Origin of the sequence: Aquimarina sp. AU58, from assembly GCF_900312745.1 — a bacterium.
Classification (GTDB): domain Bacteria; phylum Bacteroidota; class Bacteroidia; order Flavobacteriales; family Flavobacteriaceae; genus Aquimarina; species Aquimarina spinulae.
Genome location: NZ_OMPD01000007.1, coordinates 44,674 through 58,146 on the forward strand (window position 1 = coordinate 44,674; position 13,473 = coordinate 58,146).

Sequence of the window (13,473 nt, forward strand, 5' to 3'; positions counted from 1 at the left end):
TGATTCTTGCATACCTCACCGTAGATAAGTTAAAATGAGTATTGGCAAATTTCATACTGATCTGTATCAGCATAAATCTGACAACTAAAAAATAATAAAGAAAAAACAGATGAAATTTATAGTATCCAGTTCTTACTTACTTAAGCAACTACAGGTATTAGGAGGGGTAATTAGTAATAGCAATACGTTACCAATTTTAGACAACTTTTTGTTCGAATTAGACAATAATGCACTAACTGTTTCTGCCTCTGATTTAGAGACCACTATGTCTGCAAAATTAGAAGTAGAATCTTCTGATCAGGGAACTATTGCAGTACCGGCTAAATTATTGTTAGAGACGCTTAAAACTTTTCCCGAGCAACCTTTAACTTTTGTCGCCGCAGATAATAATACAATAGAGATAAGTTCTAATCATGGTAAGTATGCCCTGGCCTATGCTAACGGTGAAGAATTTCCTAAAGCAGTAGAATTAGAAGACCCTAGTGCTACCAATTTACTAGGAGATATCTTAGCCACTGCAGTAAGTAAAACTATTTTTGCAACAGGTAATGATGATTTAAGACCAGTAATGAGTGGTGTGTTTTTTCAATTCTCTACAGAAGGCTTAACTTTTGTTGCTACCGACGCTCATAAATTGGTTAAGTATACTCGAGAAGACATTAAAGCTTCTCAATCTGCAGAATTTATTATGCCTAAAAAACCGTTGAACTTACTCAAAGGAATTTTGGCAGGCAGTGATAGTGAAGTATTAATCGAATATAATGAATCTAATGCCAAATTCTCTTTTGACGAAACACAATTAATATGTAGATTAATTGATGGAAAGTATCCTAATTATGAAGCGGTAATACCAAAAGAGAACCCAAATAAATTAACGATAGCTCGCACACAATTTTTAAATTCTGTACGTAGAGTTTCTATTTTCTCTAATAAAACAACTCATCAGATTCGATTAAAGATTGCAGGAGCAGAATTAAATATATCTGCAGAAGACATCGATTATTCGAACAAAGCGGAAGAACGTTTAACATGTGATTATCAAGGCGATGATATGCAGATCGGTTTTAATTCTCGCTTTTTAAGTGAAATGCTAAATAACCTTAACGCAGATGAAGTACAACTAGAAATGTCATTACCTAATAGAGCAGGAATCCTTACTCCAATCGATGGATTAGACGAAGGAGAACATGTAACCATGCTAGTAATGCCAGTGATGTTGAATAACTAAGGTCATAAATAATTATTTGTATCTAAAATTCCAACCATATTGATGTGGTTGGAATTTTGCTTTTTAAAGATGTCGTATAATTTCTTAACTTATTTGCATGATTAAAAACATGAAACAAATTTTAGGTATACTACTTATAATTACAACTGCTTTGAGTTGCAAAAATTCAAATTCGATAGAAAACCATAAAGTGAGGTTTTTGGTAGATCAAATTCCAGATACGATTCCTATAGTATTTAAACAAGATCTAATTCCTAAAGATCAAATAATACATAGAGGTGTTTTCTCGTCAAACTTTGAAGAATATTATTATACCATTTCTGATAAAAATTTTAAACAATTTACTATTTATAGTATTCAAAAAATAAATGGAAAATGGTCTACCCCTAAAAAAGCATTTTTTAACAGTGATTATAATGATCACGGAATGAGTTTTTCTTCTGACGGAAAATCGCTTTATTTTAGTTCCACCAGACCCGTTAATATCGAGGGGATTGCATCTACATGGCATATCTGGAAATCAGAAAAGAAAGATAATGTATGGACTACCCCAGAATATGTAGATATCCCAAATCTGAGAGATAAGTTAGTGTCTCACCCTTCTATCACCGACTCAGGAACACTTTATTTTCATGTAAGTAATCCAGATTATAGTGAAATGGACATCTATTTGTCTAAAGCTGTAAATGGCAAATTTCAAAATGCTCAAAAACTTATAGTTCCTCAGTATGCAAAAGTTAGAAAATGCACTCCTTATATTTCTCCTAAAGAAGATTATATCATCTTTGCCTCTATTGGAAATCAGCTAGATTTAATCATAAGTTTTATGGATAAAAATGGTAAATGGACACACACAAAGAAACTACCTGAAAAAATTAATAATCTTGGACAAGGAAATCCTTACATAACACCAGATAATAAATTTCTCTTTTTTGCCGCTGGTGATCATATCGAGAAAAATTGGTCCGTAAAGTGGGTAAATATTGCATCCGAATTGAAGAAAAACCAAAACTAATATCTGTTTCTATTACAAAAAGTCATTTAAAAAATCCTTGGTATTTCATATCTTACTCATGTACATATTTTTTGTATTTCAATATTCATAAAAAATGATTTTCGAAAAAGAGATTCTTAAAAAAATAGACTTTATTACAGAAAACGATCTTCGGGAAGAGATCCTTAAACATTGTGAAATCTTATCCTTTAAAAAAGGAGATGTAATTGTTAGAGAGGGACAATATGTTAAGATATTACCGATTGTAATCTCTGGTCTTATCCGGGTATTTCAGACAAAAGAAGATAGAGAAATCTTGCTTTATTATGTCGAGCCCAGCCAAACCTGTATGATGTCATTATCGGCATGTTTTTTTAATAATCAAAGTCCCTCGCAGGCTATAGCGATGACTCAAACCGATATTCTTGCTATACCATCAAGGTTTATTACCCAATGGCAAAAGCAATATAATTCATGGAATAATTTTGTGATTAAAACGTTTAGAAAAAGATACGATGAGCTTCTGGATACTTTTGAGAGTGTTGCCTTTGATCATATTGACAAAAGAGTTATTGCGTATTTAACACGTAGAAAATCACAACAGGAAAGCCCTAGAATTAAAATTTCTCATCAACAATTAGCTAATGAGCTGGGTACAACAAGAGTAGTTATTTCTCGTATACTAAAACAATTTGAATTAGATGGAAAATTAATTTTGCATAGAGCCGAGATAGAATTGTTATAATTTTTTTGACACTGTGTATCTTTTGATACCGTTTTATCCCTTATTACTTACTGACCTTTGAAGTATTCATTTATAAAAAATAAAATATGAGTGCTACAAGTCTTTTAATAGAAATGGAACAAGAGTTTGTTTCAACAAAAAACCTTCTGGATATACTTCCCGAAGATCGATTACATTATAAACCTCATGAAAAAGCAATGCCACTTGGTCAACTTGCTTTTCATGTCGCAACTATCCCTGGTAGAAATTTGAGGTTTGCCCAGGATGGTCAGGTAGAAACAGAAGTTATCGTCGAACATCCTATTCCTGCCAATAAAACAGAAATTCTAAATGCTTTTGAAGAGAGTATGACCTCTGTACGGGCATTACTTAAAGAAGAAAACACCTCTTGGTTAAAAAACGATTGGAAACTTCTAAAATCCCAAAACCCAATAGCAGAAATGCCTACCTATGCTTTTATAAGAACTTTTGTTCTTAATCACTGGTATCACCATAGAGGAGAACTAACCACTTACTTAAGGATACTGAATAAGAAATTACCTTCGATTTATGGCCCAACAGCAGATGTAAATCCATTTGCTTAACCCTGAAATAAAAATGAATCTGGGAGATGTCGATATCGCTTCATCTCCCATTTTAAAGCAAATACGCATTAATAAAGATGAAACGTATTATAAACATCCACTCTATAATTCTAATTCTGTGTAGTGTTATTAGTTGTATTGGGCACTATTTACAATTTCAGGTGACACGCATAACTCCGTGGATTCCCGCATCAATTGGCTTATTTCTCTTATTTATAAACACATTAAAGACAAATAAAGCAAAAGTCATTTACCTATTTTCTATATGTATTATACTTGGTTTTGGTATACTGGTTACAAGCATGTGTTTCTTTTTTCTTTCAGAAGAATCTCAGCCTATTCGCAAGAAAATTATTTTTTCGATTATGTCTCTCTCTTCATGGGTTTCACTTAATTTTTTAATCCTAGTAAAATTTTTCAAAATGAAATAACAAAGGTGCCGTTTTACACCAAAACATCTTAAGCCACTTATTTACATCATCTTAAAATACATTCACTCACCAAAATATCTCGAAAAATCAGATTCTGCTGCAATATATCCAAAAGAGTTTCGTGATTTACCTTTCAGGATTTCTTGTAAATGTACTTTTGCCTTCTCTTTGTTCCCATTATAAAAAAACCAATTGGCAATCCCATACCGAGTTGCATCATCCTGAGGTGCATCTTTTCCCGTTTGTAATGAATCAATAGGAATTATCTTTTTATAGAATCTACATAGATGATAATAACTGGTATTCTCAATAATGGTCATATCATTTGTTATCAAATCTAATAACTCTTTTGCTCTGTCTTCGTTTCCTATTCTTCTCTGGATCATATATAACCAGTTAGTACTCGAGACTGTATTATCATCATTAGATTTTAAATTTCTGCAATTAAGGTAAGCATGATAGGCTTTTTTCATATCGTTTTTTAAGTAATATGCTAATCCCAGGTGGTACCATATGTTTCCGTGCAGGCTGCTTACGGGGATATTCATGGCATTAGGTAATCCATCGGGTTCAATAGTATTATCCTTTCCTTTTATTAATGTCGTTGCAAACTCTAAATCATGTATTGCTTTATCAAATTCTCTTATAGAAATATAACGATGTCCTCTATGCCTGTATAATCGAGCTTCATTAGGATGCTTTTTAATTCCATTAGAGTAAATCTCTATAGCTTCTTCATACTTCCCTAAATATGCAGTTCTTCTTCCATACCAAATGATATTATCGATATTAGTTGAATCTGTAAGAAAATCCTGTTTTGCTTCCTCATATTGGTTGTTCATCTTTTGCGAAAGTGTTGTAACTGGATCTTTTTTATCTACTGTCTTTACAGCAGGCTTTTCTTCCTTTTCTTTAACTTCTGGTGTTTTTTCATTTTTACAAGAAAAACACAACACCAATGTAAATGAAGAAATCAGGATTAACTTATAAATGTGCATAGCCTAAATGATTTAATTTGAATCGAATATAAGAAAACTTGTTAAGGTTATTTAAAATAAAAATGCCTATTCTAATCTTTTATATACATTTACAATTATCGGTAACATCTAATTCTTCTACACATATGATTATAACTCGATGTATCATTACAACTACTCTACTTTTTCTCACCTTCTCCTCTACTGCGCAATCGTTACATGACAGTGAATTGGATAAACTTTCACTCACCTATGCCAAGAATTCTTTTAATGAATTGATAGAACTTTTGAGTTTACCCAATGATGCTCACTATCCAAAGGATATAGCAAAAAATATAGAGTGGTGTGAAAAAGCATTTAAAGACCGTGGATTTACATCCAAACGCCTTATAACAGAGAAAATTCCTTTACTGCTCGCCAATAGGCAACATAAGGATGCAAAAAAAACTGTGTTAATCTACCTTCAAATAGATGGGCAACCTGTTGATACTACCAAATGGTTTCAGGAAAACCCATATAAGGCAGTACTAAAAGAACAAGATAATGCTGGAAAATGGAACACCATTCCATTACATAAATTAACTGGTAAAATTAATCCCGACTGGAGAATTTTTGCCAGATCAACGTCTGATGCCAAAGGACCTGTTGTTATGTTTCTAAAAGCGATGGATATTATTAATAAATTTAAACATGAGCCTAATTATAACATTAAAGTCATTATGGATTTTGAGGAAGAAATTAGTTCTCCTAGGTTACCCAAAGCTGTATTAGATTATAAACAAGAATTGGCCTCGGATATGCTTGTTATTTTTGATGGTCCAAGGCATATTTCTAATCAACCCACATTAGTATATGGAGCAAGAGGAATAACAACATTATCTCTCGAGGTTTTTGGCCCCAAAGCGCCGCAACATAGTGGTCATTATGGTAATTATGTTCCCAATCCAGCATTACGCCTTGCTCAACTATTAGGTTCGATGATGCAAGAAGACGGAAGAGTTGCAATACCTGGTTGGTATGATGGAATCGAAATATCTGAGGAAACAAAAAAAATCCTAAGCCAGGTACCTGATGACGAAAAAATAATTAGAAAAAAGCTTGGGATAGCTTCAATAGATAACATAGCAAATACATATCAAGAATCTATACAATACCCTTCTTTAGGGATTCTTGGACTACAATCGGGTTGGGTGGGTAATAAAACAAGGACAATAATCCCCTCTAGTGCTATCGCCGAAATGAATATCAGACTTGTTAAAGAAACCAATGCACAGCATATGGTTGATATGGTAAGACAACATATTTTAGATCAGGGATATCATATTATAGATAGCACCCCTACTGAAGATGAGCGGATGAAATATTCAAAAATTATTCGATTTAATTATCAAATTGCTTATGATGCTTTTAGAACCGATTTTGATACCGAGATAGGGAAATGGTTAAGAAAAGCATTGACAAGAGCTTTTGGCAAACCTCCTATACAAATTCGTACTGGTGGAGGCTCTATTCCCATTTCACCATTTGTAAATACTTTAAATATTCCCGCTGTTATTGTCCCTACTGTAAATAAAGATAACAACCAACATAGCCCTAATGAAAATATTAGGCTTGGCAATTATATTGAAGGTATTAAAACAATTACAGCAATATTAACACAAAAACTGTAACACTACAGTAACCAAATACTTGTATATGATTAGTATTCCTGCCATAGATAATTATTCCTTATCAGGAAAGGTATATCCATGTGAGGAGATCATCGATAAAAACAAAGTATTGATTATTAATTCTGCCACAGCTGTGGATAAAAAATTATATCATCACTATGCTGTATACATGGCAAAAAATGGATATCAGGTAATTACCTATGATTATAGAGGAATTGCAGGTTCCAGACCTAAAAAACTTAGTGGTTTTAAAGCTTCTTTTACAGATTGGGGGCAAAAAGATTTTTCTGGAGTAATCGATTATGCAAAAAAAAAGTTTCCAAATCACAAAATAGTAACTCTTGGTCATAGTATTGGAGGAACAATTATTGGGATGACCGAAAAGAGTAATCAAATTAGTGGAATTATCAATATTGGAGCACAGACAGCATATTATAAAGATTGGTCTAAGAACCAGAGAACCAAAATCTATGTTTTATGGCATATTGTTTTTCCTATGATTACAAATCTATTTGGCTATTTCCCCGGAAAAAAACTGGGACTACTAGAAGACGTTCCTAAAGGTGTAATCGAACAATGGAATAACCGAAGACGACATGCCGATATGAAAAAACAAATGGAAGCTATTGGTATTACTTTTTATTATGATACCTGCGCATCAAAACTTCTTACGCTAGGCGTAGAAGATGATCCTATCGGGACAAGACCTGCCATTACCAGAATACATAATCTGTTTGAAAAATCTGAAAAAGAAATTAAAATGATACAACTACATGAAATTCCGGTAGATAAAATAGGGCATTTTGGTTTTTTTAGTAGGAAATTTAAACATACGCTCTGGGCAAAAACTTTAATCTGGTTTGATGCTATATAATTCATTTCATCACAAGTGATCTTTCATATTAACCACACTTTTAGCGACTTTTACTTTAGTATTACTTATAAAAAAGTAAATAACTATGACAAATCGCATTTTTTATAACTTAAAAAGTCAATACATTTAAAACTGTTGCTAATTACTGAATCCAATCAACACCTATCATATACTAATTTATGATGATGTAAAAGGTTTCAGATGTACTTATTATAATCATAATATGCAATAGTATGGGAGAGCACAATGTTCATAGTAATGTAGACCAAAAAAAACGAGCCAAATATATAGGGCATCTACTCGATGATATAAAAGCTTTAGAAATGATGCTGGAGCAAGATTTGATCGAGAAAGATATAGTTCGAATTGGTGCTGAACAAGAATTTTGTTTGGTAAACAGTAACTGGAGGCCTGCAGAAAATGCAGAAGAGATTCTAAAAGTGATTAATGATCCTCACTTCACTACAGAATTAGCAAAATATAATTTAGAGATTAATCTGGATCCTACAGAACTTAAAGAAGATTGTTTTTCTAAAATAGAGAACGAACTAAATCAACTTATCTTTAAAGCTAAAGCAGCGGCTAGTCAATTAGACACCAAAATATTGCTTACTGGTATTTTACCAACAATAGGGAAGCGTCATCTCGAACTAGAGTATATGACTCCCAACCCTAGGTATTCGGCTTTAAATGATATTCTGAAAACACAAAGAGGAACAGATTTTGAACTTCATATAAGAGGTATAGATGAATTAAATATTCATCATAAATCTGTACTTTTTGAAGCTTGCAATACTAGTTTTCAAATGCATCTTCAAATACCTCCGCAGGATTTTGTTTCCAGTTATAATTGGGCTCAGGCCATATCTGCTCCTGTCCTGGGAATATGTACCAACTCACCTCTATTGTTTGGAAGAGAATTATGGAGTGAAACCCGAATTGCATTATTTCGTCAGAGTATGGATATCAGGAGTTCTTCTTATGCCTTAAAAGATAGAAGAGCCCGGGTGAGTTTTAGTAATCAGTGGGCATCGGGGTCTGTAGCAGAAATTTTTAAAAATGATGTTGCGCAACATAAGGTGGTTTTGTCTCGTGATATAGTAGCCAATTCTGTTTCAGAACTTAAAAAAGGAAGCATTCCAAAATTGCAAGCTCTTTCCTTACACAATGGTACTGTGTATAGATGGAATCGCCCTTGTTATGGTGTTGGTGGTGGAAAAGCTCATGTTAGAATCGAAAATCGATATATCCCTTCTGGCCCTACTACCCTAGATGAAATCGCAAACTTTGCTTTTTGGGCCGGATTAATGATAGGGCGTCCTTCAAAATATGATAACATGCCCGATCACATGGATTTCAGAAATGCAAAAGGAAATTTCATAAAAGCTGCACGAACAGGAAAAGATACAATCATAAACTGGATGGGGTCTTCTATTTCTATTCAAAATCTAATACTAAAAGAATTGTTACCCATAGCTCACCAGGGTTTAAAAATAGCTAAGATTAATACTGATGACAGGGAACGATTTTTGCGAATTATAGAAAGTCGTGCCAGAGGTACTACCGCAGCAGAATGGAATATTAAAAACTATCGCTTTCTTCAAAAAACCATGAAAAAAGATGATGCACTAAGAACACTTACTAAAACTCTATACCAGAACCAAGAAAGTGGATATCCAGTTCATGAATGGCCCGTACTTAACACAAAAACATTACCCAGAATGCATAAAACCCCAACATTAGTGGGGCATATTATGTCTACAAAGCTGTTTACAGTAGACGCGTATGATTTGGCTAATCTGGCAATACACATTATGAAATGGAAGAATATTCATCATGTTCCTGTAGAAAGTAAACCAGGTAAACTATGTGGGTTGTTAACCTGGAACCACGTAAAAGATAATCAAAATGAAGATAATAATAATTGTGTCGTAGCAGACATTATGGTTAAAGAAGTAATAACCGTTCAGCCCAAAACAACAATATCAAAAGCAATACAGATAATGAAAAAACATGAGATTGGTTGTCTTCCTGTAGTACAAAAAAAAGACCTTGTAGGAATTATTACAATAAATGATGTAATGGTATTTGACGATGGTAAAAGTTTATAGTAAAGCTCTAGATCAATCGATAGGGATTGAACGTATAATAAGTTGTATCAAAGGTTCGAATCCGGGACCTACTCTCATTTTCATTGGGGGCATTCATGGTAATGAGCCCGCCGGAATATTTGCTCTTTATGATGTATTTAATCATATAAAAAACAATCAAATCCCCGTAAAAGGAACTATGTATGCCATAAGCGGTAATCTCCCGGCATTAGCCAAAGGTAAACGGTATCAGAAAGAAGATTTAAATCGAGTTTGGAAACACGATAGAATTAATAATTTATCCAAAGACATTAAAGATACAAATGTCAATCTTGACATAGAGCAGCAGTACGAAATTTATCACATCATCAAAGATATTCTCAATAAAGAAAGTGGGCCGTTTTATTTTATGGATCTTCATACCACATCGAGTAAAACAATGCCTTTTTTAACCGTTAATGATAGCTTGTTAAATAGAAAATATACAATGCAATATCCTATACCTATGATACTAGGTATAGAAGAATATCTAGATGGTCCTTTACTAAGTTATATTAATGAATTAGGCTATGTATCTTTTGGTTTTGAAGGAGGACAGCATGATGACTCTGAAGCCATTAAAAATCATATTTCTTTTATCTACCTTACTATGGTTTTTGCAGGGAGTGTTACAAAAAAAGATATTGAGTATAATTATCATTATAACCTTCTACTTAAAGGATCAGAAGCTCCAACAGAAATCTATGAAATCTATTGGCGCTACCAAATCAAAGAGAACGAAGTCTTCAAAATGAAGCCTGGATTTGTCAATTTTCAACAGATACAGAAAGGAGAACAACTTGCTCATAGTAATGGAAAAATAATAACAGCTTCAAAAAACGGGAGGATATTTATGCCTTTATATCAACATCAAGGTAATGATGGTTTTTTTACCATCCATAGTGTGCATCCGATATTTTTAAAACTTTCTACCATCCTTCGTAAAGTACATTTTGATAATATAATTACTATTCTTCCTGGTGTTCATTGGGCTTCAAATAAAAAAAATGAACTTACGGTTAATCTTAAGATTGCTCGCTTCTTCACAAAACAGTTTTTTCACCTTTTAGGATATCGAAGTAAACAAGTAGACAAAACACACTTAAGTCTAAAAAATAGAGAGAGTGCTTCAAAAGAGAGAGAATATCGCTATACTTCATGGAGTAAAAGCAAAAATTGGTTGATAAACACTCTTAACCAATAGTAATTGAAAAGGCAAACAAGGCCGTAGATAAAAATCTTTTGCTTCCAAAGTAAGCTTCCAGATAATAAAAAAAGAGGGCAAACGATAATGTTCACCCTCTTTGTATCTGCTAATGAAATGTGCAGACATCAATAATATCATTACAAATACCTGGTATACAAAAGCTTAACCCTTGAACACGACAACCGCCTCCAGTTGGGCAACACCCTCCCTGTCTTTTACTTGATCCTATAATACCTTGTTGTTGTTCTTTACTAAGTTTTGTAACTCCCGTTACATTAAGAATTTTTTTCATCGTGTAAATATTTTTAAATTAATACAAACCTAAATTAATATAAATCAATAGCATACATCCATTAAGATCAAGCAAATAAACTAAGGTTTTCGGCTTGATTAAATGATTTATAGTTGATTTTCAACCTATTCAAAAGTGTGAGGTATTATTATGTTTAGGTACCGTAAAAACAAAAAAATGAGCAAAACTCCTAAACAATACTAATTAGATTTAAATCTAATAATCTTTTCTTTTCTAGATCATGAAATTAAACATTTAGCTTTATTTTTGAATCGCAATTTTACAAACAAAACAATAATGAACATCACTCTAGAGCAAGCAGAAAAAATCATTAACGCTGCAAAAGAAAAAGCAATAGCTATACATACACAAATGAATATCGCAATAGTAGATTCTGGCGCAAACCTTATTGCCTTTGCACGTATGGATCAGGCCTGGATAGGTTCTATTGATATTTCAATTAAAAAAGCAAGAACGGCTTGTCTTTTTGGTAAAAATACTGGTGTTATCGGGGAGCTTTCACAACCTGGAGGTCCTTTATATAATATAGAACATTCTAATGGTGGGCTAATTACTTTTCCGGGGGGTATTCCTATTAAAAACAATTCGGGAACTATAATAGGAGCTATTGGAGTAAGTGGCAGCAGCATAGAAAACGATCATGCAGTAGCCGAAGCTGGTACTACAACACTAGGTATATATGCTTAACTATGGATAATATCGATTGCAAGGCATTAAATAACCAGGTTTTACGTACAGAAATACATGAAGAGATTATTAAGTTATTTATGGCCATTCACCAAAGAGGTTTCCTCACAAATTAATGGAACACTAGAACTCACGTGGATGAATGGTAAAAAAGTACTGGATAGCCAAAATGCAAATTACTCCTACGGATCACTGCAAAAATTACTTAGTTACGGACTTTCATTAATAGATATTTCTGCAAATAGCGAAATTCTTTTACTAGGACTTGGCGGGGGGAGTATAATAGAGCCTCTTAGAAATACATTTGATCATCAAGGAAAAATTACCGCTATAGAAATTGATGAAGTAGTTATCGAAATTGCTAAAAATGAGTTCAATATAACCAATAATCACAATCTCGAAATCATTTGCGAAGATGCTTTTTTCTATGTTGGTCGTTGTGCATCACAATTTGAAATTATAATCATCGATATTTTTATCGATAATCAAGTTCCCAAGCAGTTTTATGAAAATCAATTCTGGAAAAACCTTATTCCCTTATTAAAACCTGAAGGACAAATCGTGTTTAATGCTGGAATTAATTTGAAGGAAAACATCAAAATCGATTCTCTTACATCTATGGTTAAGCCCGATATAGAATTTTCACAACACAATCAAGTTCAAGGAACCAACACACTGTTAATAGGGAAGAAAAAATCAAGAGATGAAGATTAAAAACTACGGTATACTTTTTACGAATTCGATATATTCTTAATCGGAAACGGTACAGATCTTAGAAATATTCTGTTTTTCTACTCTTAAAATACGATAACAACATTTCCCCAGAAAACAGGATATTCTCGTATAGCATTTATGTATTACATTTATAACAAATTATATGTTATATAAAACAATGTCGTGAAAATAAATACATGCCTTTTATCTATTATCCTGATTTGTTGCTTCTCTTGTAACACTAATAAAAACTCAAAAGAAAGTAGTAGCCAATCAAAAATGACCAACCAGATAGTTACGACTCATAGTCAGGATAATAAAATTAATACTATAAAAGCAACAGTTTTATCGGTTGAAGAGACTTTGATCATGCCCGATGATTACCTCACGACAGTCTTGACCGTTAAAACAAATACTAAGGATACCTTGGCATTTATAGACATGGATGGTTTTGAAAAATTAGTTAATAAAGAAATCACCATTATCTATCGGTTAAAATCAAGTCAGAAAAAATTAATAGTTTGTTTTGATTGTATATCATATTCTAAACCAATTAAGTTAGCCAATATCACATCAATTGCACCCAAGATCGAATTTAAACTATTAAAGTTAAAAGAATATCAGGAAGATGAATATATCACTACTGCCTCATCGTTTATCATGCTTACTAATGATGATAAAGTTGAACATTTTTACACCAATATATTTGATCTAATTGAGGATAGTACAAAGATGAAAAGTGCATTTTTTAATTATGGGATTGTAACAGAATATACTCCCGAACTACTCAATCGTGATGAATTACGATTATTGTTAGAATAGATACTTCCTCTTCTAAAACATATTATCATTTTTTTAACACCTTCTAGAAAACCCTTTAGAATCAATAGCTAACACACCAAAACTACTAATTAGCTAGT

General features: G+C 32.8%; 13 protein-coding genes. 11 read left to right on the forward strand and 2 right to left on the reverse strand.

All coding sequences use genetic code 11. The features are described 5' to 3' along the window. The first annotated feature begins 109 nt into the window (after positions 1-109). The 4 genes from dnaN (at position 110) to DK441_RS02810 (ending at position 3,551) form a co-directional block, all read left to right on the forward strand. On the forward strand, positions 110-1,228 hold the full coding sequence (gene dnaN, locus DK441_RS02795) for a DNA polymerase III subunit beta (RefSeq protein ID WP_025664268.1): 1,119 nt from the start codon (positions 110-112) through the stop codon (positions 1,226-1,228). 109 nt (positions 1,229-1,337) lie between these two features. Then, positions 1,338-2,243 carry a PD40 domain-containing protein gene (locus DK441_RS02800; protein ID WP_160111931.1) on the forward strand — a complete coding sequence of 302 codons (906 nt, stop codon included), beginning with the start codon at positions 1,338-1,340 and terminating at the stop codon, positions 2,241-2,243. Positions 2,244-2,337: 94 nt separating this feature from the next. Then, a complete protein-coding gene (locus tag DK441_RS02805; RefSeq protein ID WP_109097382.1) occupies positions 2,338-2,967 on the forward strand; it encodes a Crp/Fnr family transcriptional regulator in 630 nt (209 codons plus the stop codon). Positions 2,968-3,053: 86 nt separating this feature from the next. Continuing rightward, positions 3,054-3,551, forward strand: coding sequence for a DinB family protein (locus DK441_RS02810; RefSeq protein WP_109097383.1), 498 nt, complete (start codon positions 3,054-3,056; stop codon positions 3,549-3,551). A 493-nt stretch (positions 3,552-4,044) separates the two neighbouring features. Here DK441_RS02810 and DK441_RS02815 read toward each other — a convergent pair whose 3' ends face one another. Beyond that, a complete protein-coding gene (locus DK441_RS02815; RefSeq protein ID WP_109097384.1) occupies positions 4,045-4,980 on the reverse strand; it encodes a hypothetical protein in 936 nt (311 codons plus the stop codon). A 62-nt stretch (positions 4,981-5,042) separates the two neighbouring features. Between DK441_RS02815 and DK441_RS02820 the strand changes: the two genes are divergently transcribed. The 4 genes from DK441_RS02820 to DK441_RS02835 all read left to right on the forward strand — a co-directional run bounded on the left by DK441_RS02820 (position 5,043) and on the right by DK441_RS02835 (position 10,836). After that, complete coding sequence (locus DK441_RS02820; protein WP_235015695.1) at positions 5,043-6,629, forward strand: M20/M25/M40 family metallo-hydrolase; 1,587 nt, start codon at positions 5,043-5,045, stop codon at positions 6,627-6,629. Positions 6,630-6,654: 25 nt separating this feature from the next. Next, positions 6,655-7,503: an alpha/beta fold hydrolase gene (locus tag DK441_RS02825; protein ID WP_109097385.1), complete on the forward strand. Its 849-nt coding sequence runs from the start codon at positions 6,655-6,657 to the stop codon at positions 7,501-7,503. A 233-nt stretch (positions 7,504-7,736) separates the two neighbouring features. Continuing rightward, positions 7,737-9,614, forward strand: a complete 1,878-nt coding sequence (locus DK441_RS02830) for a CBS domain-containing protein (protein ID WP_109097386.1) — start codon at positions 7,737-7,739, stop codon at positions 9,612-9,614. After that, positions 9,598-10,836: a succinylglutamate desuccinylase/aspartoacylase family protein gene (locus DK441_RS02835; RefSeq protein WP_109097387.1), complete on the forward strand. Its 1,239-nt coding sequence runs from the start codon at positions 9,598-9,600 to the stop codon at positions 10,834-10,836. Before DK441_RS02830 ends, DK441_RS02835 begins: the two co-directional genes overlap by 17 nt. Before the next feature lie 109 nt (positions 10,837-10,945). Here the strand turns inward: DK441_RS02835 and DK441_RS02840 are convergent, their stop codons facing one another. After that, a complete protein-coding gene (locus DK441_RS02840) occupies positions 10,946-11,131 on the reverse strand; it encodes a hypothetical protein (RefSeq protein ID WP_109097388.1) in 186 nt (61 codons plus the stop codon). A 297-nt stretch (positions 11,132-11,428) separates the two neighbouring features. On the opposite strand from DK441_RS02840, the gene DK441_RS02845 reads away from it, so the two are divergent. The 3 genes from DK441_RS02845 to DK441_RS02855 all read left to right on the forward strand — a co-directional run bounded on the left by DK441_RS02845 (position 11,429) and on the right by DK441_RS02855 (position 13,375). Continuing rightward, on the forward strand, positions 11,429-11,839 hold the full coding sequence (locus DK441_RS02845) for a heme-binding protein (protein WP_109097389.1): 411 nt from the start codon (positions 11,429-11,431) through the stop codon (positions 11,837-11,839). Between the two features lie 57 nt (positions 11,840-11,896). Beyond that, entirely contained in the window at positions 11,897-12,553 is a 657-nt protein-coding gene (locus tag DK441_RS02850) for a fused MFS/spermidine synthase (RefSeq protein WP_109097390.1), read from the forward strand. Between the two features lie 279 nt (positions 12,554-12,832). Then, the gene (locus tag DK441_RS02855; RefSeq protein ID WP_109097391.1) at positions 12,833-13,375 is read left to right on the forward strand and encodes a hypothetical protein; all 543 of its coding nucleotides are present in this window, start codon (positions 12,833-12,835) and stop codon (positions 13,373-13,375) included. Positions 13,376-13,473 lie beyond the last annotated feature (98 nt).